Source organism: Actinokineospora fastidiosa, assembly GCF_014648415.1.
GTDB lineage: Bacteria > Actinomycetota > Actinomycetes > Mycobacteriales > Pseudonocardiaceae > Actinokineospora > Actinokineospora fastidiosa.
This window is the reverse complement of sequence record NZ_BMRB01000005.1, coordinates 350,937-372,937: the sequence shown is the minus strand read 5'-3', so window position 1 is coordinate 372,937 and position 22,001 is coordinate 350,937. Positions and strand designations below refer to the sequence as shown.

Below are 22,001 nucleotides of genomic sequence, written 5' to 3'. Positions count from 1 at the left end.
GAGAACGCCAAGCGCAAGGAGGAGCTGCTCGCCGAGGCCGAGAAGATCAACCCGCAGGGCGATCTGGAGGCGGCGCGCGCGCAGTTGCACCGCATCCAGGAGCGCTGGGAGGAGATCGGCAAGGTCCCGCGCGAGCGCATCCGCGAGCTGGAGGGCAGGCTCCGCGCCGTCGAGGAGAAGGTCCGCACCGCCGCCGACGCGCAGTGGCGGCGGACCGACCCGGAGGCCGAGGCCAGGGCCGCGCAGTTCCGCGAGCGGGTCGAGCAGTTCGAGGCCCAGGCGGCCAAGGCCCGCGCCGCGGGCGACAAGCGCCGCGCCGAGCAGGCCGAGGCGCAGGCCGCCCAGTGGCGGGAGTGGCTGGCCGCCGCCGAGCAGGCCGTCGCCACCCGCTGAGCACGCCGACCGTGGGCCGCCCCGACCGGGGCGGCCCACGGCCGTGTCAGCCGACGGTCTCGGTCCGGTGCTCCTCCGGCAGGTCGCGCAGCCCGCGCAGCGGCGACAGGAGCACCCACAGCGAGGCCAGGCCGCACCCGGACGCGGCCACCCACAGCGTCGGGCGCAGGCCGATCAGCTCGCCCAGCACGCCGCCGAGGAGGCCGCCCAGGGGCAGCGAGCCCCAGACGAGGAAGCGGACGCTGGCGTTCATCCGGCCCAGCAGGTGGTCCGGGCAGATCGTCTGGCGGAAGCTGACCTGGGCGACGTTGTAGACCACCACGCACACCGAGACGACGACGGTGCCCGCCACGGCGACCACCAGCGGCCAGCCCGGGGCGGCCATGGGCAGCAGCAGGCCGAACGGGGCGCTGACGACCTGGACGACCCAGATGGCCCTGGCCTGCCCGATCGCCCGGTTGACGCGGGCGGCCACGAGCGCCCCCACGATGCCGCCGACCCCCGCCAGGCCCACCACCAGGCCGACCGCGCCCTCGGTCAGGCCGACCTGGGTGACCAGGAACAGGATCAGCACCGCGTTCTGGACCCCGCCGAACAGGTTCCACGTCGCCGTGCAGCTGACCATCGGGCGCAGGTAGCGGTTGCGGACGACGAACCGCAGGCCCTCCATCACCTCGGCCCGCAGGTCCCGCCGCGCCGGTCGGACCGGTTCGGGCTCGACCGTGCGGATCCGGCTCAGGAACAGCGCCGAGGCGAGGTAGCCCAGGCCTGTGGTCAGCAGCGCCACCGCGGTGCCGACCAGCTGGGCCAGCCCGCCGCCCAGCGCCGGGCCGGTCGTGAACGCGACGGAGTGGCTGGCCTGCAGCTTGGCGTTGCCCTCGACCAGGTGCTGCCTGCCCACCAGCGACGGCAGGTAGGACTGGTAGCCGACGTCGAAGAACACCGTGCACGTGCCCACCAGCAGCGCGACGACCACCAGCTGGGTGAACGTGAGCGCGTCCATCCACCAGGCGAGCGGCACCGTGGCCAGCAGGGCGGCCCTGGCGAGGTCCATCCGGATCATCAGCGGCCTGCGCCGCACCCGGTCCACCCATGCCCCGGCGGGCAGCCCCAGCAGCAGGAACGCGGCGTGCTCCGCGGCCGTCAGCAGGCCCATCTGGAACGCCGACGCGTTGAGCAGGCCGACGGCCAGCAGGGGGAGCACGACGAGGCCCACGTGCGTGCCGACCTGGGCGATCGTGTCACCCGCCCAGAGACGGCGGAAGTCGGCGTGGTGACGCAGGGTGCTGGCCATGGGCAGCATGATGGCGGCAGTGATTGGAATGTGTCAATCACTTTGCCCCGCCGCCGTAGAGTGGGTGGCTGTGAGCGAAGAGAACCCCGCCCGCACGCCCGCGACGCCGGTCGACGTGGCCGTGCTCGGCTCGGCCGTGCGGCTGCGGATCATCCGGATGACCCACCAGCGCCCGCTGACCAACCGGGAGATCGCTACCCAGCTCGACCGCGATCCGGCGACCACGCTCCACCACGTGCGCAAACTCGTCGACGCCGGATTCCTCGAAGCGCTGCCCGTGCGGCGCGGCAACCGGGGGGCGCGGGAAATCCCCTACCGCTCGACCGGGCGTTCCTGGCGGATCGACAACCCGGGCCGGGGCAACCGCGAGGTGGCCGAGGCGATGCTGCAGGCGTACCTGGCCGAGGTCGGCGAGGCCGACTTCGCCGAGTTGCTGCAGTCCCGCCTGGTCGTGCAGGTCGACGAGGCGGGCCGGGAGGAGCTGATGCGGCGCATCCAGGACGTGCTCGACGACTTCGCGGCACGCCCCCTGGAGCCCGGTCAACCCCGCACGGGCATCTACGTGTCGTTCTACCCGGGGGAATAATTCAGTCCCATTAGGCGTCATCACGTGCGACTATGGAAACAACGCCGGAACAGACCGGCACCGACCGCGAAGGACGTGTTCACCTAGTGACAGAGGAATTCATTCAGCCAGACGACGGTGACTTCCGCAATGGTGGCTTTCCCCACGGTCCGGCTGACCTCTCCCTCGGTGAACTCGAACTGGAGGAGCGGTCGTCGCTGCGGCGCGTCGCCGGGCTGTCCACCGAACTCGAGGACATCACCGAGGTCGAGTACCGCCAGCTCCGCCTGGAGCGGGTCGTGCTCGTCGGGGTGTGGACCGAGGGGTCGGCGCTGGCGTCCGAGGCGTCGCTGGCCGAGCTGGCCCGCCTGGCCGAGACCGCGGGCTCGCAGGTCCTCGAGGGCCTCGTGCAGCGGCGCGACAAGCCGGACCCGGCCACCTACATCGGCTCGGGCAAGGTCCGCGAGCTCGGCGACATCGTCGCCGCGACCGGCGCGGACACGGTGATCTGCGACGGTGAGCTCTCGCCGTCCCAGCTGCAGCAGCTGGAGGCCCGGCTCAAGGTCAAGGTCATCGACCGCACCGCGCTGATCCTGGACATCTTCGCCCAGCACGCCCGGTCCAAGGAGGGCAAGACCCAGGTCGAGCTCGCCCAACTGCAGTACCTGCTGCCCAGGCTGCGCGGCTGGGGCCAGACGCTGTCCCGGCAGGCCGGTGGCCGCGCAGGCGGCGCTGGCGGCGGTGTGGGTCTGCGCGGTCCCGGTGAGACCAAGCTGGAGACCGACCGCAGGCGCATCCACGCCCGCATCGCCAAGCTCCGCCGCGAGATCAAGGGCATGGGCACGGTCCGGGCCACCAAGCGCGGGCGCCGCGTGGCCAACGAGGTGCCCAGCGTGGCCATCGCCGGCTACACCAACGCGGGCAAGTCCAGCCTGCTCAACGCGCTGACCGGCGCGGGTGTGCTGGTGGAGGACGCGCTGTTCGCCACCCTCGACGCGACCACCCGGCGCGCCGAGACCCCGGACGGGCGCACCTACACGCTGACCGACACCGTCGGCTTCGTGCGGCACCTGCCGCACCAGCTGGTGGAGGCGTTCCGCACCACGCTGGACGAGGTGGCCGACGCCGACCTCGTGCTGCACGTGGTCGACGGCTCCGACCCGATGCCGGAGTGGCAGATCAACGCGGTGCGCGAGGTGCTCGGCGAGATCGGGCAGAAGCACGACACGCCGATGCCGCCCGAGCTGGTGGTGGTCAACAAGACCGACGCCGCGGGCGACCTGGCCATCGCCCGGCTGCGGCACCTGATCCCGGACGCGGTGTTCGTCTCCGCGCACACCGGGGCGGGCGTCGACGAGCTGCGCGAGCGGCTCGCGGAGCTGCTGCCCCGGCCGAACCGGGAGCTGGACGTGCTCGTCCCGTACGAGCGCGGCGAGCTGGTGGCCCGAATCCACCGCGAGGGCGAGGTGCTCTCCACCGAGCACACCGAGGTCGGCACGCACGTGCGGGCCCGGGTCCGGCCCGACCTCGCGGGCGTGCTGGCGGCCTTCGTCGTGGACCGCTCGATCGCCTGACCCGCCTGACGACCTGTCGGCCCCGGAGAACCTCCGGGGCCGACGGCGTTTCCCCGCTACCGTGGTGTGGACACGGGGAGGTGGCGGTGCGGGTTGTGTTGACCCTGGCACTCATGGGGGCGCTGTCGGTGCTGGGCGCTCCCGGCGCGGCCGCGCAGGAGGACCAGTGCGCGCTCACGGACGATCGGCTGGCCGAGGTGTCCGGTGTGGCCGCTGACGGCGAGCACTGGTACGTCGTCAACGACGGCGGCCGCGCGTCCACCGTCTACGTCCTCGACCGCGACTGCACGGTCGCGGACGTCATCACCGGGCCGACGGACCCCTACGACGTCGAGGACCTCGCCCGCGCCGCGGACGGCACGCTGTGGCTCTCCGACACCGGCGACAACGACAAGGACCGCAAGACCGTCGCCCTGATCTCCCTGACCCCGGGCGGCAAGTCGACGGTGCACCGGGTGACCTATCCGGACGGTCCGAAGGACTCCGAGGCGCTGCTGCTCTCCCGCGACGGCGTGCCCCACCTGGTGACCAAGAACCCGTTCGGCACCGCCGACATCTACCGGCCCGCCAAGAAGCTGACCAGCCCTGGTCCGACGGCGCTGGAGCACGTCGGCTCGCTCACCCTGCGCCCGACCGACACCCAGGGCGGCCCGGTGCCCGCGTCCGTGGGCTCGGTGCTGGTGACCGGGGGAGCGGTGAGTCCGGACGGGACGGTCGTCGCGCTGCGCACCTACACGGACGCCTACCTCTACGCCGCCCCCGACGGGGACATCCTCGCCGCGCTGAAGCGCGAGCCGGTCCGCGTCCCGCTGCCGAACGAGCCGCAGGGCGAGGCCATCGCCATCGAGCCGGACGGCACGCTGGTGTCGATGTCGGAAGGCGAGGGCAGCACCGTGCGGACCGTGTCCGGGGTGACCGTCACGGCCGAGGAGGCGCCGCCCACGACCGAGGCGACGCCTGAGCCGGAACCGGGGCAGACCGCCGCGCCCGTGGTCGAGGACGACGGTCTGGCCACGATCCCCGCGATCGGCGTCACCGCCGTCGCGGTCGGGGCCCTGCTGCTGTTCATGCACCGCAGGGCCACCCGCAAGCGCGCCTAGAGCCGCCGCAGCACCGCCACGACCTTGCCCAGGATCGTCGCCTCGTCGCCCGGGATGGGCTCGTAGGCGTCGTTCTGCGGCAGCAGCCAGGCGTGCCCGTCGCGGCGCTTGAAGGTCTTCACCGTCGCCTCGCCGTCGATCATGGCGGCGACGATGTCGCCGTTGTCGGCGTTGGGCTGCTGGCGCACGACGACCCAGTCGTCGTTGGCGATGGCGGCGTCGATCATCGAGTCGCCCGCGACCTTGAGCATGAACAGCGAGCCCTCGCCGACCAGCTCCTTGGGCAGCGGGAAGACGTCCTCGATGGCCTGCTCGGCCAGGATCGGGCCACCGGCGGCGATGCGGCCCAGCACCGGCACGTAGGCCGGGCGCGGGCCGCTGTCGGGCTCGGCGGGCTCGTCGCCGCGCAGCTGGGCGGGCGTGGCGTCGGCGGGCAGGACGCCGATCGCGCGCGGGCGGTTCGGGTCGCGGCGCAGGTAGCCCTTCTCCTCCAGCGCTCGCAGCTGGTAGGCCACCGACGAGGTGGACGTCAGCCCCACGGCCTCGCCTATCTCGCGCACGCTGGGCGGGTAGCCGAAGCGCTGGACCCATGACCGGATGACCTCGAGCACCTGGCGCTGGCGAAGCGGGAGTTCAGCGCTTTCCGAATCCGGCTCGGGGAACTTGCGCACCGTGCCGCGCACCGCGGGCTTGCGCTTCGGGGTGTCTGCGGGGGTGCGTCCGTTCGTGCCTGCCACTGCGCTGTCCTCCAGGTTGTGCCGGGACCGCCCCGGCGATCATGTCCTGTGTCGACGGTAGTCCTATGACCTGCGGAGATCAAACACCTGTTCGAGCGACACGCCGGTCAGGTCTGGAAATCCTCGGCCCTGAGGTGGTACACATTCGCACGGACGTTCGATCGAACGGGAGTTCGAGGAGGTTGCCATGGCGGCGACGCTGACCACCGAGTCCTCGACGCGGCACCTGGTCCCCGCGCGCGGGGCGGGCCGGGGCAGGCTGCGGCCGCCGACCAGGCGGCGCCCGGTCGACGCGCCGCACGTCGTCGCGGCGGCCGACTGCGCCCCGCGCCGCTCATCCATGCCGGTCACGGTCCTGGTGGCGGCGGCGGCCGCGGTCGCGGCGCTGGTGTACGGCTTCGGTGCGTACGCCGGTTCGCTGGCCGAGTCGACGGTGCCCGCCACGACGACGACGGTCTACGTCGCGCCCGGCGAGACCCTGTCGGACATCGCCCGGCGGAGCGCGCCGGGCAGCGACGTGGCCGCCGTGGTGGACCGCATCCGCGAGCTCAACGGCCTCCCCGACGCCGCCGTCGTCCCCGGTCAGCCGCTCACCGTGCCCGCCGCGCGCGGCTAGACTGTTAGCTGAATCACAAGCCCGGTCGATCCGGGTATCCCGGGCGCGCTCCGGCCTCGGTCGCCGTCGAGGCCGCCTCGGGCGATCATGCTCGTCAGGGCATACTCACGCCGCCGCGCGCGTTGTTCCCATAGCACGTTCTTCCGTTGTGCTTCGCCCGAACGAGTGACGTTGTGTGGTCACCCAGTTGCTTGATCTCCGCCGCGGGTATTTGCGCTGGTGGCGGGCCTCGTCGCGGCCGCGACACGCCGGACACGCCTCGAGTTGCCAACATCTGCCCCTCAGGCATAGGTTCAACCCCAACATCTTGGGGTTACACCGCTGTAGTTTGTCCACAGGTTGGGGTCGGTTATCCACCTCGCCCCCGGGTGTTGTCCACAGATTGATCACCAAGCGTGGTCGCCGGACTGGGCCGACCGAGTGGCGAGGAGGAGTCGGATATGCGGTGTCCGTTCTGCAGGCACCCGGACTCCCGGGTCGTCGACTCGCGCGAGGTCGACGAGGGCCAGGTCATCCGCAGGCGGCGGTCGTGCGCGGCGTGCAGCCGCCGGTTCACCACCGTCGAGGAGGCGGTGCTGGCCGTGGTGAAGCGGTCGGGCGTCACCGAGCCGTTCAGCCGGGAGAAGGTCGTGCGCGGCGTGCGCAGGGCCTGTCAGGGCAGGCCGGTGGACGAGGACCAGCTGCAGCAGCTGGCCCAGCGCGTGGAGGAGACCATCCGCGCGACCGGACCGGCCGAGGTGCCCAGCCACGAGGTGGGGCTGGCCATCCTCGGGCCGCTGCGCGAACTGGACGAGGTGGCCTACCTGCGGTTCGCCTCGGTCTACAGGAGCTTTTCCTCAGTCGAGGACTTCGAGAAGGAGATCGCCGACCTCCGCGCCGTGATGGCGCGGGAGGCGGCGCGCGGTGATGGCGAATAAGCGTCTACGGCCCCAGCGCGGGGCACACAAGCAGACCAGGCCGCATCGGACGGGGAGCCCGGACGTGGCCACAGTTCACGAGGGAGTTGTCATGACCGAGACCGTGGGGACGCCTGCGGACACAGCACGGCCGGGGCTGCGCGTGCGGCGGGTCTACACGACCGAGGGGGTGCACCCCTACGACGAGGTGACCTGGGAGCACCGCGACGTCGTCATGACCAACTGGCGCGACGGCTCGGTCAACTTCGAGCAGCGCGGTGTCGAGTTCCCCGACTTCTGGTCGGTCAACGCGACCAACATCGTCACCAGCAAGTACTTCCGCGGCGCCGTGGGCACCCCGGTCCGCGAGCACTCGCTGCGCCAGCTCATCGACCGCGTGGTGAAGTCCTACACCGAGGCGGGCGTCAAGCACGGCTACTTCGCCACCGACACCGACGCCGAGGTCTTCGAGCACGAGCTGACCTGGATGCTGCTGCACCAGGTCTTCAGCTTCAACTCCCCGGTCTGGTTCAACGTCGGCACCAGCTCCCCGCAGCAGGTCTCGGCCTGCTTCATCCTGGCCGTCGACGACACGATGGACTCGATCCTCAACTGGTACAAGGAAGAGGGTCTGATCTTCAAGGGCGGCTCGGGCGCGGGCCTGAACCTCTCCCGCATCCGCTCGTCCAAGGAGCTGCTGTCCTCCGGCGGCACCGCGTCCGGCCCGGTGTCGTTCATGCGCGGCGCCGACGCGTCCGCGGGCACCATCAAGTCCGGCGGGGCGACCCGCCGCGCGGCGAAGATGGTCGTGCTCGACGTCGACCACCCCGACGTCGAGGAGTTCATCGAGACCAAGGCGCGCGAGGAGGAGAAGATCCGCGTCCTGCGCGACGCGGGCTTCGACATGGACCTCGGCGGGTCCGACATCACCTCCGTGCAGTACCAGAACGCGAACAACTCCGTGCGCGTGTCGGACGAGTTCATGCACGCGGTGGAGTCCTCGGGCCGGTTCGGGCTGCGGTCGCGGACCACCGGCGAGGTCATCGAGCACGTCGACGCCAAGGGCCTGTTCGGCAAGCTGGCGAAGGCCGCGTGGGAGTGCGCCGACCCGGGCATCCAGTACGACGACACGATCAACGACTGGCACACCTGCCCGGAGTCCGGGCGGATCACCGCGTCGAACCCGTGCAGCGAGTACATGCACCTGGACAACTCCAGCTGCAACCTGGCGTCGCTGAACCTGATGAAGTTCCTCGCCGACGACGGCTCGTTCGACGCCGAGACCTTCGTCAAGGCCGTCGAGCTGGTCATCACCGCGATGGACATCTCCATCTGCTTCGCCGACTTCCCGACCGAGCCGATCGCCGAGACCACGCGCCGGTTCCGCCAGCTGGGCATCGGCTACGCCAACATCGGCGCGCTGCTGATGGCGACCGGCCACGCCTACGACTCCGACGGCGGCCGCGCGCTGGCCGCGGCGATCACCTCGCTGATGACGGGCGCCGCCTACCGGCGCTCCGCCGAGCTCGCCGGGGTCGTCGGCCCGTACGAGGGCTACGCCCGCAACGCCGAGGGCCACCAGCGGGTCATGCGCAAGCACGCCGCGGCCAACGACCTCGTGCGGACCTACCACAAGAACGACGCCGCGGTGCACCGCGTGGCGACGCGCGAGTGGCAGACCGCGCTGGAGGTGGGCGCGCGCAACGGCTGGCGCAACGCCCAGGCCAGCGTGCTCGCCCCGACCGGCACCATCGGCCTGATGATGGACTGCGACACCACCGGTATCGAGCCGGACCTGGCGCTGGTCAAGTTCAAGAAGCTGGTCGGCGGCGGCTCCATGCAGATCGTCAACCAGACCGTGCCGCGCGCGCTGACCTCGCTGGGCTACCAGGGCGAGCAGGTCGAGGCGATCGTGGAGTACATCGCCGAGCACGGCCACGTCGTCGACGCGCCGGGCCTGCGCCCGGAGCACTACGAGGTCTTCGACTGCGCCATGGGCGAGCGCTCCATCGCGCCGATGGGCCACGTCCGGATGATGGCCGCGGTGCAGCCGTTCATCTCCGGCGCGATCTCCAAGACGGTCAACATGCCGGAGACGGCGACCGTGGAGGAGGTCGAGGAGATCTACTTCCAGGGCTGGAAGCTGGGCCTCAAGGCGCTGGCGATCTACCGCGACAACTGCAAGGTCGGCCAGCCGCTGTCGGCGGGCAAGGGCGCCAAGGGCGCGGCCGAGCCGGAGAAGGTCGTCGAGTACCGCCCGGTGCGCAAGCGCCTGCCGAAGAAGCGCCCGTCGCAGACGGTGTCGTTCACCGTCGGCGGCGCGGAGGGCTACCTGCACGCGGGCTCCTACCCCGACGACGGCCTCGGCGAGATCTTCGTCAAGCTGGGCAAGCAGGGCTCCACCCTGGCAGGCGTGATGGACGCGTTCTCCATGTCGATCTCGGTCGGCCTGCAGTACGGCATCCCGCTGGAGTTCTACGTCTCGAAGTTCCAGAACCTGCGCTTCGAGCCAGCGGGCATGACCGACGACCCGGACGTGCGCATCGCCACCAGCGTCCTGGACTACCTGTTCCGCCGCCTGGCGCTGGACTACCTGCCCTACGACAAGCGCGCCCAACTCGGCATCTTCACCGCCGACGAGCGCGCCGCGCAGGTCGCCAACGACTACAGCGGACAGTCTGATGTGGACCTGGAGGGCCTGCGCACCTCGGTCGACGCGACCCCGCGCGCGGCCATCGAGCCCGCAGAGGAGACCCACGAGGCGCACAGCTCGACGGAACTGCTGGAACTGCACCTGGGCAAGGCGGCCGACGCCCCCCTGTGCATGACCTGCGGCACCAAGATGCGCCCCGCAGGCTCCTGCTACGTCTGCGAGGGCTGCGGCTCGACCTCGGGCTGCAGCTAGCCGTCGCGAAGAGGGGGAGTCCGCTGGTCGGGCTCCCCCTTTCTCGTGCGCTCGTCGTCCTCGGGACCTAGTAGGATTCCCCGATCGGGCCTGGGGGTGAGGGATGAGTGATCCGGGCGGGTGGCGGCCGATCGCGCCCGTGCAGGTGGTCCAGGCGGGGCCGGAGCGGCGCAACTCGCCGTTCGCGTTGGTGGCGATCTTCGCCATGGTGCTCGTCGGGGTGCTGCTCATCGCGGTGGTCGGGCGGGCCAGCTCGGGAGGGTTCACCACCCTCGTCCACGGGTACGCGACCTCGGTCGACGCGGAGGTCGTGCCCAAGGAGGGGCAGGCGCAGGCGACGCTCGACACGCTCGCGCGCAATCCGCTGATGCGCCCCGGCTCGCCGTTGGCGCAGGTCGCGTGCGACCTCCCCGAGCTCAGGACGGACTCGGCCGGGCTGGAGGCGTACTACCGCCAGGCCATCGGCTGCCTCGACCAGGCCTGGGCCAAGCCGCTGGAGGCGGCAGGCAAGCCCGTCCGCTCGCCCGAGCTGACCGTGGCGGACAACCCCCGCGGCGAGTGCGGGTTCGCGCCCGACGAGGACGAGGCGGTCGCCTTCTACTGCGCCGGCGACGAGGTCATCTCCATGCCGCGCGCCCGGCTGCTCGACGACGCCGCCGACGACGCGGGCCTGCACCTGGCCGTCCTCGCCCACGAGTACGGCCACCACGTGCAGGCGCTCGCTGGCATCCTCGGCACCGCCGAGCGGCGGGAGCGGGCCGCGGAGGAGCAGGAGGAGCTGGAGCTGTCCCGCCGGGTCGAGCTGCAGGCCAACTGCTTCGCCGGGCTGTTCCTCGCCGCCGCCCGGGATCGCGGGGACATCGACGCCGACACCGCCGAGGCCGCCGTGGCCGGGTTCGCCTACGTCGAGGACTCCGACAGCCACGGCAGCGCCAACAACCAGCTGCTCTGGGCGAAGGCGGGCTATGCGGGCGAGTCCACCGCCGACTGCGACACCTGGTCGGCGTCGCCGTCCAGCGTCGCCTGACGCCAGCGGGTCAGCACCGCGTCCACCCTCTCCCGGATGCGCTCGCGCGCGACCGCGCGCGGCACCCCGGCCATGAGCATCGCGTCGTAGTCGGTCTCCTCGTGCCGGATGGCGGCGACGACGGCCAGCGTGACGGCGTGCTCGTCCAGCGCCTGCCCCGCCGCCGAGCGGCCGACCCGGCCGCTGCTGCGCACGCTCGCGTGCTCGGCGATCGCCTGGGCGCGGGCCGCGGCCAGGCCGGGGAACAGCTCCGCGATCCGGTCCGAGAAGGCCGCGGTGAACGCGAGGTCCTGCAGCTCGCGGCGGGCCCGGTCGCGGACGCGCCTGCGCTCGCGCGCGTCCTCGTCGGCCAGGCACTGCTCCTCGGCGGTCTCCAGCGCGGCCCGTTCGACCAGGGTGCCGCACCTGATGAAGCGTTTGCGCGGCTTGTGCCAGGTCATGACCACCGCGGCGAGCCCGCTGGCCGCGCGCGCCCGCCGGGTCAGCGCCGCGTCCCCGGACGGCAGGAACACGAGGTGGTCCATGTCCGCGCAGGCCAGGCAGACCGGCAGGTCGTCCTCGACGAAGTGGAAGTCGCCGGTCTCCCGGCACAGCGAGCAGTGCCAGCGCTTGTCCGGCCGCAGCGCGACCGGGTCCGGCACGGCCTTCGCCTTAGCCTCGATCCGGGCGCGCCGGGCGGGGGAGAGGTCGGGGTCGGTCCAATGCGTGCGGAACGGCCGGTCGTCGTCGCCGAAGCGCAGGGGCCGCGCGTCCAGCGTGGCGGCGACGTAGTCCACTTCGGACGAATGGAGCCCGCGCGCCGACGCCCACTCGCGCAACAGTCCGACCGCCTCCGCGAGCCGTTCGGGCGGTACGGCGGCGACCGCGTCCAGTCGGGGCACGCGGCCCTGCCGCCACGACTCCACCGTCCGCGCCGACAGCCACCCCAGCCCGGTCAGCACGTCGATGGGCGCGACGGTTCCCTTGCGGCGCACCAGTTCCTCGGCGATGACGCGCACCCGCGTCGACAGTGCCGTCACGCTTCCTCCGCGAACGCCCGGTACGCGGGGCGCAGGTACTCCGTCAGCGGCCTGCCCCGCAGCAGCACCGGCAGCGGGTCAAGCCGGTCGAGCACGGCCCCCGGCGCGCCCGGGGCGGGCGGCGCGGGCGCGGGCGGCACCGAGCCCGCTGCCCAGAACGCGGCCGGGTCGTCCGGCAGCGGGTCGGGGCCCGGTTCGGGGGCCACCGCGGGTCCGCCGCGACGGGCGCGCAGGCTGTCGAGCAGGTCCTGGCGGGACCGCCCGCGCCAGGCCAGGATCTCGAACGGGTCGGTGTCGAAGGACTCGGCGAGCAGGTAGCAGGTCGCCGCGAGGTGCTTGCACGGCACCTCCCAGTCCGGGCACGAGCACTCCATGGAGAACTCGGCGAAGGAGTTCGGGAACAGCCGCAGCCCGATGCCCTCGAACACCTCCTCGATCCCGGTCGGCATCTCGCCCGCGAGCAGCTTGGCCAGGTACAGCGCCCGCCCCGCAAGCGCTTGCTCCACCTGCGCCCACTGGTCGGCGGTGAAGGCCTTGACCCCGATCTTGACCCGGTACGGCGCCGGTCGCGAGCCCTGCACGGTGGCGACGACGATGCTCGGCGACAGCGACATGCTCACGACCTGCCCCTGCCGGGCGTAGCGCTTGCCGCGCTCCAGCCTGCCGCCGAGGCCGAGCTCCTCCAGCACCTCGATGAACCGCCGCGACCACCACGTGCGCGCGATGTCGCCGCGCGTGCTGCGGGCGCGCAGGCCGTTCTCGACCTTGATCGTGCGGGTGGGCGCGTCGCGCCACCACTCGTCCTCACTCAATGACGACCTCCGCGGACAGCGAGACGACCTCGCGCAGCTCCTCGGTCGACAGCTCCGTCAGCCAGTCCTCACCGGTGCCGACGGCGAGCCGCGCGAGCGCCTTCTTGCGCTCGATCATCGCGTCGATCTTCTCCTCCAGCGTGCCGATGCACATCAGCTTGCGCACCTGGACGTCGCGGCGCTGGCCGATGCGGAAGGCCCGGTCGGTGGCCTGGTCCTCCACCGCCGGGTTCCACCACCGGTCCAGGTGGATGACGTGGTTGGCGGCGGTCAGCGTCAGGCCGGTGCCGCCCGCCTTGAGCGACAGCAGGAAGATCGAGGGCCCGTCGCCGGACTGGAACCGCTCGACCATGGCGTCCCGCCGCGCTTTGGCGACACCGCCGTGCAGGAACAGCACCTCGGTGTCGAACCGCGCGGCCAGGTGCGGCACCAGCATCCCGCCGAACGCGGCGAACTGGGTGAACACCAGCGCCTTGTCGCCGTCGGCGATGACCTCCTCCAGCGTCTCCTCCAGCCGGGCGAGCTTGCCGGAGCGACCGGCGATGCGCGAGCCGTCGCCGAGGTACTGGGCCGGGTGGTTGCACACCTGCTTGAGCCGGGTGATCGTCGACAGCACCAGGCCCTTGCGCTGCACGCCTTCGGACTCGTCCACTTTGAGCAGCATGTCGTCGACGACGGCCTGGTAGAGCGAGGCCTGCTCGGCGGTGAGGTTGCACAGCTGCTTCATCTCGACCTTGTCGGGCAGGTCGCTGATGATCGTCGGGTCGGTCTTGACGCGGCGCAGCACGAACGGCCCGGTGACCCGCCGCAGCCGGGTGGCGGCGTCCTCGTCGTGGTAGCGCTCGATCGGCACGGCGAAGCGCGCCCGGAACCGGTGCACGGACCCGAGCAGGCCGGGGTTGGCGAAGTCCATGATGGACCACAGCTCCGCCAGCCGGTTCTCCACCGGCGTCCCGGTCAGCGCGATCCGGTGGCGGGCCGGGATCGACCGCGCGGCGCGGGACTGCCGGGAGGCGCTGTTCTTGATGTTCTGCGCCTCGTCCAGCACCACGCGGTCCCACTCGCGCTCGGCGAACCGGGCGCTGTCGCGGGCGAGCAGGTTGTAGGTGGTGATCACCAGGTCGGCGTCGACCTCGTCGAGCCTGCCCCGGCTGCTTCCGTGGTGGACGTGCACGCGCAGGTCGGGGGCGAACTTGGCGGCCTCCCGCTGCCAGTTGCCGACCAGCGACATCGGGCAGACCAGCAGCGTCGGCGGGCGCTCGGCGTCGGCGCGGGCCAGCGCCTCCAGCGCCAGCAGCTGCACCGTCTTGCCCAGGCCCATGTCGTCGGCGAGGCACGCGCCCATGCCCAGCCGGTCGAGGAAGGCCATCCAGGCCAGGCCGCGCTCCTGGTACGGCCGCAGGTCCGCGCCGAACCCGGCGGGCGCCTTCACCGGTTCGAGCCGAGCCTCCATGCGGCCGTTGAGCAGGTCGGCGAGCCAGCCGTCGCCGTCGATGCCGACCACGGGCGCGGGCAGCAGCGGGTCGTCGGGCGGCAGCGCGGCCAGCGCCATGATGTTGCCCGCGCTCGTGCTGCCCTCCGCCGAGCGCCGGATGAACTCCAGACCGGCGGCGAGCCTGCGCTGGTCGAGGTGCACCCACCGGCCGCGCACCCGCACCAGGGGCACCTTCGCGTCGGCCAGCGCCTTCAGCTCGGCCGCGGTGAGCGTGGACTCGCCGACGGCCATGTCCCAGCGGTACTGGACCAGCTCGTCGCGGCCCATCCCGCTCTTGCCGGAGACCACGCCCGGCGTGCCCGGGCTGGTGGTGGTCAGCTTGAGCCCGACCTCGGCGGCCGCGGTCTGCCACCACGACGGCAGCAGGACGCCGAACCCGGCCTGGTCCAGCTCGCCCGCGCGGGTGAGGAACGCGTGCGCGCCCGCGGTGTCGAGCGCGAGGCCGGTCGGGTGCGTGTCGTGCAGGGCGTCGTCGATCTCCGGGATGATCCGGCCCGCCCGTCCCAGCTCGGCCAGCAGCAGGTCGGCAGGCTGGGCGACCCAGCGGCGCAGCACGTTCGGCCCGCCGTTCCAGACCTCGCTGGCGGGCACCAGCACGCTGGGGTCGTCGGCGGCCTGGAGCAGGAACTCCACGGCCCAGGTCTCGTCGCCGTCGGGGGAGTGCAGCCGGAAGCACGCGCGCACCGGGCCGTCGTGCGCGGCGCTCGCCCGCCACGTGGTGAGCGCGCTCGCCAGCCGTTCGGTCGGCAGGGCGGGCGTGCCCATGGTCGGGTCGCCGGACAGGCCCGAGAGCAGCGCGTGCGTGACGGCGGCCGCCTGGTCGCCGACCAGGCCGCCGGGCGCGAGGTCGAGATCGCCGATGCGCTGCCGGGCGATCGTGTCGACCAGGGTGTCCAGGACCGAGCTGAGCACGGTGCCCGCGGGCAGGCCGTCGCCGCCGACCTGCTGCGCGCGCAGCGCGGGCGGCATGGCCTCGCGCAGCCGGGCCAGCCGCGCGGAGTCCGCCCCGGTGGGCGCGGGCCGCCACCGGGCATGGCCGGACGACGTCACCGCGGGCAGCACCCGGCCCCGGCCGACCAGGTCCTCGGCGAACTCCCGCAGCGCGGCCAGGTAGCGCGCGCTCGCGCCGAGGCGGACGTCGTCGGGCTCGGGCACGGCGGCCGTGGTGGCCAGCCCGCCGACCAGCCACGGCCGCAGCCGCACGGCGCCGCGCTGGGCGGCCGCCGTCGCCAGCGGGTCGCGCACCAGCTCCGGCGAGGGCAGCGGGGCCGACGGGTGCGACGGCAGCAGTGCCCGCACCGTCAGCTCCGTCCCCTCGACGCCCAGGCGCTCGGCGAGTTCGGCGCCCGGGACCGCGAACGGGTGCTCGACGGCGCCCCGCGCGGCCTTGCCCGGTCGGCGATCGGGCCGCGCGGAGTCCTCGGCCCAGAGCACGACCTGGCCGTCGGCCGTGCCGAGGCAGTGCAACGCCAACACGCCGGTGACTGTACCCAGCGGCTACGACAACGAACGCAGCAGGAACTCCCAAGCCAGGGCGGACATGAAGGCGCGCTGCGCGTTGTCGGCCGCGGCGCCGTGGCCGCCCTCGATGTTCTCGTAGTACATCGGCGCGTGCCCCTGCTCGCGCATGCGCGCGGCCATCTTGCGGGCGTGCCCGGGGTGCACCCGGTCGTCGCGGGTCGACGTGACGAACAGCACCGGCGGGTACTCGCGTCCACTTTGGACCAAGTGGTACGGCGAGTACTCCCGCAGGTACGACCAGTCGGCCGGGTCGTCGGGGTCGCCCCACTCGGCCATCCAGGACGCGCCCGCGAGCAGCACGTGGTAGCGGCTCATGTCGAGCAGCGGCACCTGGCACACGACCGCGCCGAACAGCTCCGGGTAGCGGGTCAGCATGACGCCCGCGAGCAGACCGCCGTTGCTGCCGCCCTGCATCGCCAGCCTGCCCGGCGGCGTCACGCCGCGGGCGACCAGGTCGCGGGCCACCGACGCGAAGTCCTCGTAGGCGCGCATCCGGTTCTCCCGCAGCGCGGCGCGGTGCCAGTCGGGCCCGTACTCGCCGCCGCCGCGGATGTTGGCCACCACGTAGGTCCCGCCGCGCGCGAGCCACGCGCGGCCCATGGCCGCGTTGTAGCCGGGGGTCAGCGAGACCTCGAAGCCGCCGTAGCCGTAGAGCAGGGTCGGGCCGGGGGTGCCGTCCGACACCACGAAGTAGGGGACCTTCGTGCCGTCGTCGGAGGTGGCGAAGTGCTGCTCGACGGTGAGGCCGTCGGTGTCGAACAGCGCGGGGGCCTGCTTGACGACCTCGGCGGTCCCGCCGACCGTGCCGTGGATCAGCGTGGTCGGCTGCAGGTAGCCGCTGGAGTCGAGGAAGTACTCGTCGTCGGCGTCCGGGTCGGTGTCGATGATGTGCGCCGAGCCGACCTCGGGCGCGCCGGGCAGCTCCGCGCGCGTCCACTCGCCCGGCGTCAGCACCTCGAGCCGGGTCTTGACGTCGCGCAGTTCGGTGAGGATCAGGTGGTTCCTCGTCCACGACCAGCCCTGCAGCGACGTGTGCGCGTCCGGCTCGAAGACGACCGCGATCTCGCGCCCGCCCGCCAGGAAGGCGTCGAAGTCGGTGGCCAGCAGCGAGCCCGCGGGGTAGGTGGTGTCGCCGACCGTCCACGCCGTGCGCGGGTGGATCAGCAGCCACTCCCGGTGCACCGACGTCGACGCGTCGTCCGGCACCTCGATGCGCACGAGGTCGCCGTTGGGCTTGAGCAGGAACTCCTCGCTGGTGAAGAAGTCCGGGGAGCGGCCGACGAAGTCGCGCACGAAACCGGGGGTGTGGTCGCGGTAGGCGAAGGCGCTGACGTCCTCCGGCTTGCCCTCGAACACCACCTCGGCCTCCTCGACCGGGGTCCCGCGCCGCCAGCGCTTCATGACCCGGGCGTAGCCGGAGGTGGTCAGCGAGCCCTCGCCGAAGTCGGTGCCGACGTAGACGTGGTCGGCGTCGATCCAGCCGATGCGGGTCTTGGCCTCGGGGAGGACGAAGCCGTCGGTGACGAACTCGCGGGTGCGCAGGTCGAACTCGCGGACGACGGTGGCGTCCGCGCCGCCGCGGGAGAGCTCCACCAGGGCCAGGTGGTAGTCCGGGCGCAGCACGCTCGCGCCCTTCCACACCCAGTTCTCGCCCTCGGCCGCGCCGAGCGCGTCCACGTCGAGCAGCACCTCCCACTCCGGGGAGTCGGTGCGGAAGGACTCCGGGGTCGTGCGCCGCCAGACGCCGCGGGGGTTCTCGGCGTCCTGCCAGAAGTTGTAGAGGTACTCGCCGCGCCTGCGCGGGTACGGGATGCGGTCGTCGGCGTCGAGCACCTCCCGGATCTCCCGCTCGATCGCGGCGAACCGCGCGCCGTCGGTGAGCGCGGCCGTGGTCTCGGCGTTGCGCTCCCGGACCCAGGCGAGGGCGTCGGTGTCGGTCACACCCTCCAGCCAGAGGTAGGGGTCGTCCGTGTTCGTCATGCCCGCCAGTCTGCCATCGGCGCGCTGACCAGCGCGGCGGTAGCGTGACCGGCGTGCACATCGGTTTCGCCGCGCCCGTGTCGGGCTCCTGGGCCACCCCGGACAACATCGACCGCGTCGCCGTGCGGTCGGAGGAACTGGGGTACCACTCGCTGTGGACGTTCCAGCGCCTGCTCTCCCCGCCCGACGGGAACTGGGGGCCGATGTACCGCAGCGTGCTCGACCCGGTGTCCGTGCTCGCCTACCTCGCCGCGCGGACCTCGCGCGTGCGCCTGGGCGTCGCGGTGGTGAACCTGCCGTTCTTCGCCCCGCCGCTGCTGGCCAAGCAGCTCGGGACCCTCGACGTGCTCAGCGGCGGCCGCCTCGACGCCGGCCTGGGCATCGGGTGGGCCGAGGAGGAGTACATCGCCGTCGGCGCCGACCGGCGGGCCCGGGGCAGGCGCGCCGAGGAGTACCTGCCCCTGCTGCGCCGCTTCTGGACCGACCCGGTCGTCGAGCACTCCGGCGAGTTCTACACGGTGCCGCCGACCAGCATGGACCCGCGCCCGGTGCAGCCCGGCGGCCCGCCGGTCCTGCTCGGCGGCACGGCCGAGGCCGCGCTGCGCCGCGCGGGCCGGATGGCCGACGGCTGGGTGAGCAGCAGCCGCGCCGACCTCGCCGAGATCGGCGCGTCGATCGAGGTCGTGCGCGCGGCCGCCGCCGACGCGGGCCGCGACCCGGCCGCCCTGCGCATGGTGTGCCGGGGCGTCGTCGTGGTGGGGGAGCGGCGCAAGCCGCTGACCGGCTCGCTCGAGCAGATCCGCGCCGACCTGGGCGACCTCGCCGCGCAGGGGGTCACCGAGGTGTTCGTCGACCTCAACTTCGACCCGTCGATCGGCTCCCCGGACGCCGACCCCGCCGAGTCGATGCGCCGCGCCGAGGACGTCATGGCGGCGCTGGCCCCCTGATCCACTCGATCGGCCTAGAAACCCGGTCGCGCCCGCGACGACTCCCCTGGGGAATCCCCAGGGAGGTCGTGGATGCGCCGCGCAGTGGTGTTGTTGGTGTCCGGGATCGCGGTGTCCGCCGTCGTCGGGCCGTCGGCCTCCGCCGCGCCCCCGCCCGCCCGGTTCGCGGGCGCGGTGGACCACCCCACGGGCAGCAACCCGTTCCGCGTGGCCCTCGGTGACCTCGACGGCGACGGCGACCTGGACACCGTCACTGCCGACGCCAGCGCGGGCACGGTGTCCGTGCTGGTCACCACCGGGTCAGGGGCCGCGCCTGCGGTGTCATACCCGGCGGGGCGGAGCCTGTCGGACGTCGCCGTCGCCGACGTGACCGGGGACGGCAGGCCGGACGTGCTGGCCACCGACAACGTCGCTGGCGTGGTCGCCGTGCTGCGCGGCAACGGCGACGGGACGCTCGGCGCCCCGCGCGGGTTCGCCAGCGGCCCGATCCCGCAGGGCATGGCGGTGGGCGACGTCACCGGAGACGGCCGCGCCGACGTGGTCACCGCCAACGTCGGCGCCCCGACGGTCTCGGTCATGGCGGGCCGCGGCGACGGCGCCTTCGCCGCGCCCGTCCACCACGCCGTCGCGGGCACGTCGTTCGGGGTGGTGATCGCCCGGCTGGACGGCGACCAGGTCCCGGACCTGGCCGTGGCCAACGTCGGCGTGAACAGCGTGTCGGTGCTGCGCGGGGTCGGCGGTGGCGGGTTCGCCCCGCACACCGTCGTGGCCGCGGGCGCGCAGCCGTTCGCCGTGGCGGCCGCCGACCTCGACGCCGACGGGCGGACGGACCTGGTGACGGCGGACGCCGCCGGGGCCACCGCCTCGGTGCTGCGCGGTCGCGGCGACGGCACCTTCGCCGCGCGCGTGGCCTACCCGGTGGGCCAGTCGCCGCGCGGGGTCGCCGTCGCCGACCTCAACGGCGACGGTCGGCCCGACCTGGCCGTCGCCAACGCGGTGTCCGGCTCGGTCTCGGTGCTCCTGGGCGTCGGCGACGGCACCCTCGCCGCCCGGTCGGACCTGCCCGCGGGGCCGGGCGCCCAGGGCGTCCGGGCTGCGGACCTCACCGGGGATGGGGTGGCCGACATCGTGGCCGCCAACTCCTTCGGCAACCACGTCTCGATCCTGCGCAACACCACCGAGATCCGCGCCGACCTGCGGGTCGGCCTGACCGCGAGCGGTGTCACGTTCACCCTGTCGGCCACCGCCGACGGCGCGTTCACCGCGGCCCGGCTGCGGCTGACCTACCCGTCGTTCCTGCGCTCCCCGGTGGCCCCGGACTGCGTCGTCGACACCCGGGCCAGGACCGTGACCTGCGACATCGGCGCGCTGACCAGCGGCGCGACGGCCACCCGCACCGTCCGCCTCTCGGCCGCCTTCCTGGCGTCCGGCACCGGCGACGTGGTCCTGACCAGGGTCAGTTCGACGCCGGGGGACGTCAACCCGGCCAACGACACCGCTGCGGTCACCTGCCGGGCGGTGCTCGGCGGGGTGAGCTGCTAGTCCCGCCAGCCCCGCAGGTCGACGCCCTTGGCGACGTCCACCCGCACCGCGAGATCGAGGTCCGCGCTGGCGCCGGGGGCCAGGTCCAGACGCCAGGTCACGCGGCCGAGCTCGTCGCGCTCGGCCGGTTCCGGGCGCAGCGTCACGTCGCGGACGACCACCGACTCGTGGCGCGAGACCGGGACCTGGTCGACCACCGCGACGCGGGCCTGACGCGGGCTGTGGTTGGTCACCGTCGTGCGGTACGCGGCCTCCAGCCTGCGGGTCCCGCCGAGCACGGCCTTGCCCGTGGAGCGGCGCACCAGCTCGCGCTCGACCCGGACCCGGTCGTCCACGCCCAGGGCCAGCTCCAGCTCCTCGCCCGGCGCCCAGACGTCGAGCCGGGTGGCGCCGACGTACTCGGCGTCGTGGAACAGCGCGGCCCGACCCGGGCGCAGCGTGTGCTCGCTGGTGTTGACCGCCGTCGCCCGCAGGTAGACCTCCGGGCCCTGGACCGGTGCGGTCACGTGGTCGACCCGGGCGTCCAGCTCGAGCGCGGCCACGGTGGCCCGGTGGGCCGAGCCGTCGGCGGGCACGGCGACCGGACGGCGCGGGCGGTAGGTGTTCGCCGTGACGCCGTGTTCCACGGCGGCGGTCTCGGCCGCGACCGCGGCGGGGGCGGGCATCGCCATCGCCGCGCCGTACCCGCCCCGCATCTTCGGGCCCGCCGCGGCGGGCATCGGCACGACGGGGCTGAGCACGTCGAGGAACCAGGGGGACAGCTCGGGCACGGCCACCCCCGCGGTCGGGCGGGCGGTGGACAGCGCCAGCTCGCACTCCGGCCAGTCCTCCCCGGTGTGCTGCGTGACCAGGGCGAACCAGGCCAGCGTCAGCCGGTCGCCGGTGAGCCGCACGTCGTAGCGGGACTCCCAGTTCGCGCCGTCGACGACGTAGGACACCTCCAGGTCGACGTCGCCGTCGCCGGACAGGTCGACCGCGACCGCCATCAGGTCCGGGTCGGACGAGCGCTGGGCCAGCAACCGCTGCACCTCGTCGCGCTCCTCCAGCACCCGCTCGCGCGCCGTGGCCAGCTCGCGGCGCTCGCCGAGCACCCTGGCCAGCTCGCCCGCCAGCCCCTCGCCCGCGGCGGCCACCCGGGCCGCGTCCGCCTCGCCGCGGGCCACGGCCTGCGCCAGGGCCGTGGCCGACCGGCGCGCGACGCCCGCCAGCAGGTCGGCGCGGGTGCCGAGCACGGTGTCGGTGTCGGCGATCTCGGCCAGCGCGGCGTCCAGCGCGTCGGCCCGCTCCCGCAGGTCCGGCGCGGTCGTGGGGCGGGCGTGCGGCTCCGGCGCGACGTCCACGCCCAGCACGGTCGCCGCGCCCGTGCCCGCGACCCGCACCGAGTCGGGGTGCAGCAGTGTGGGCAGGCCGGTGACCAGCACGCGAGCGTCCCCGCCCGGCAGGCTCACCCGGCCGCGCCTGGTCACCCTGGCCTGTCCGGGGTAGACGGTCACGGCCACGATGGGGGCGTCGAGTCGGATCACGCGCCGAGGCTACCCCGTTCCGGGTGGTCCTCAGTGGACCATCCGGTCGGACCCT

17 protein-coding genes are annotated in these 22,001 nt (G+C 73.3%); 10 read left to right on the top strand and 7 right to left on the bottom strand.

Annotated features, from left to right (window positions below):
• On the top strand, positions 1 to 393 hold a 393-nt coding region (locus tag IEY98_RS26150; RefSeq protein ID WP_189213269.1), incomplete at its 5' end, for a DUF349 domain-containing protein.
• A 46-nt stretch (positions 394 to 439) separates the two neighbouring features.
• Here IEY98_RS26150 and IEY98_RS26145 read toward each other — a convergent pair.
• A complete protein-coding gene (locus IEY98_RS26145; protein WP_189213268.1) occupies positions 440 to 1,687 on the bottom strand; it encodes an MFS transporter in 1,248 nt (415 codons plus the stop codon).
• 70 nt (positions 1,688 to 1,757) lie between these two features.
• Between IEY98_RS26145 and IEY98_RS26140 the strand changes: the two genes are divergently transcribed.
• The 3 genes from IEY98_RS26140 (at position 1,758) to IEY98_RS26130 (ending at position 4,926) form a co-directional block, all read left to right on the top strand.
• Entirely contained in the window at positions 1,758 to 2,273 is a 516-nt protein-coding gene (locus IEY98_RS26140; protein WP_258906571.1) for an ArsR/SmtB family transcription factor, read from the top strand.
• Positions 2,274 to 2,374: 101 nt separating this feature from the next.
• Positions 2,375 to 3,826: a GTPase HflX gene (gene hflX, locus IEY98_RS26135; RefSeq protein WP_373292465.1), complete on the top strand. Its 1,452-nt coding sequence runs from the start codon at positions 2,375 to 2,377 to the stop codon at positions 3,824 to 3,826.
• A gap of 86 nt (positions 3,827 to 3,912) precedes the next feature.
• Positions 3,913 to 4,926, top strand: a complete 1,014-nt coding sequence (locus tag IEY98_RS26130) for a hypothetical protein (RefSeq protein ID WP_229787473.1) — start codon at positions 3,913 to 3,915, stop codon at positions 4,924 to 4,926.
• On the opposite strand, the gene lexA is transcribed toward IEY98_RS26130, so the two are convergent.
• Positions 4,923 to 5,609, bottom strand: coding sequence for a transcriptional repressor LexA (lexA, locus tag IEY98_RS26125; RefSeq protein ID WP_229787498.1), 687 nt, complete (start codon positions 5,607 to 5,609; stop codon positions 4,923 to 4,925). The two genes, IEY98_RS26130 and lexA, sit on opposite strands and share 4 nt — an antisense overlap.
• 241 nt (positions 5,610 to 5,850) lie before the next feature.
• Here lexA and IEY98_RS32885 point away from each other — a divergent pair, with 241 nt between their 5' ends.
• The 4 genes from IEY98_RS32885 to IEY98_RS26105 all read left to right on the top strand — a co-directional run bounded on the left by IEY98_RS32885 (position 5,851) and on the right by IEY98_RS26105 (position 11,107).
• Entirely contained in the window at positions 5,851 to 6,279 is a 429-nt protein-coding gene (locus IEY98_RS32885; RefSeq protein ID WP_229787471.1) for a LysM peptidoglycan-binding domain-containing protein, read from the top strand.
• A 440-nt stretch (positions 6,280 to 6,719) separates the two neighbouring features.
• Positions 6,720 to 7,196, top strand: a complete 477-nt coding sequence (nrdR, locus tag IEY98_RS26115; RefSeq protein ID WP_189213264.1) for a transcriptional regulator NrdR — start codon at positions 6,720 to 6,722, stop codon at positions 7,194 to 7,196.
• A 91-nt stretch (positions 7,197 to 7,287) separates the two neighbouring features.
• On the top strand, positions 7,288 to 10,080 hold the full coding sequence (locus IEY98_RS26110; RefSeq protein WP_189213263.1) for a vitamin B12-dependent ribonucleotide reductase: 2,793 nt from the start codon (positions 7,288 to 7,290) through the stop codon (positions 10,078 to 10,080).
• A 103-nt stretch (positions 10,081 to 10,183) separates the two neighbouring features.
• Positions 10,184 to 11,107 (top strand): neutral zinc metallopeptidase, encoded by a 924-nt coding sequence (locus tag IEY98_RS26105; protein WP_189213262.1) that lies wholly within the window; start codon positions 10,184 to 10,186, stop codon positions 11,105 to 11,107.
• On the opposite strand, the gene IEY98_RS26100 is transcribed toward IEY98_RS26105, so the two are convergent.
• The 4 genes from IEY98_RS26100 to IEY98_RS26085 are packed head-to-tail and all read right to left on the bottom strand — an operon-like array spanning position 11,044 to position 17,934.
• Positions 11,044 to 12,126, bottom strand: coding sequence for a DUF2293 domain-containing protein (locus IEY98_RS26100; RefSeq protein ID WP_189213261.1), 1,083 nt, complete (start codon positions 12,124 to 12,126; stop codon positions 11,044 to 11,046). The genes IEY98_RS26105 and IEY98_RS26100 overlap by 64 nt on opposite strands.
• Positions 12,123 to 12,938, bottom strand: a complete 816-nt coding sequence (locus IEY98_RS26095) for an SWIM zinc finger family protein (protein WP_189213260.1) — start codon at positions 12,936 to 12,938, stop codon at positions 12,123 to 12,125. The genes IEY98_RS26100 and IEY98_RS26095 overlap by 4 nt, the downstream gene beginning before the upstream one ends.
• Positions 12,931 to 15,909 (bottom strand): DEAD/DEAH box helicase, encoded by a 2,979-nt coding sequence (locus IEY98_RS26090; protein ID WP_189213259.1) that lies wholly within the window; start codon positions 15,907 to 15,909, stop codon positions 12,931 to 12,933. The genes IEY98_RS26095 and IEY98_RS26090 overlap by 8 nt, the downstream gene beginning before the upstream one ends.
• A 21-nt stretch (positions 15,910 to 15,930) precedes the next feature.
• The gene (locus IEY98_RS26085) at positions 15,931 to 17,934 is read right to left on the bottom strand and encodes a prolyl oligopeptidase family serine peptidase (RefSeq protein ID WP_189213258.1); all 2,004 of its coding nucleotides are present in this window, start codon (positions 17,932 to 17,934) and stop codon (positions 15,931 to 15,933) included.
• Positions 17,935 to 17,987: 53 nt separating this feature from the next.
• On the opposite strand from IEY98_RS26085, the gene IEY98_RS26080 reads away from it, so the two are divergent.
• Positions 17,988 to 18,881, top strand: a complete 894-nt coding sequence (locus IEY98_RS26080; protein WP_189213257.1) for an LLM class flavin-dependent oxidoreductase — start codon at positions 17,988 to 17,990, stop codon at positions 18,879 to 18,881.
• Between the two features lie 72 nt (positions 18,882 to 18,953).
• Positions 18,954 to 20,423, top strand: a complete 1,470-nt coding sequence (locus tag IEY98_RS26075) for an FG-GAP-like repeat-containing protein (RefSeq protein WP_189213256.1) — start codon at positions 18,954 to 18,956, stop codon at positions 20,421 to 20,423.
• Here IEY98_RS26075 and IEY98_RS26070 read toward each other — a convergent pair.
• Complete coding sequence (locus IEY98_RS26070) at positions 20,420 to 21,946, bottom strand: mucoidy inhibitor MuiA family protein (protein WP_229787469.1); 1,527 nt, start codon at positions 21,944 to 21,946, stop codon at positions 20,420 to 20,422. The genes IEY98_RS26075 and IEY98_RS26070 overlap by 4 nt on opposite strands.
• Positions 21,947 to 22,001 lie beyond the last annotated feature (55 nt).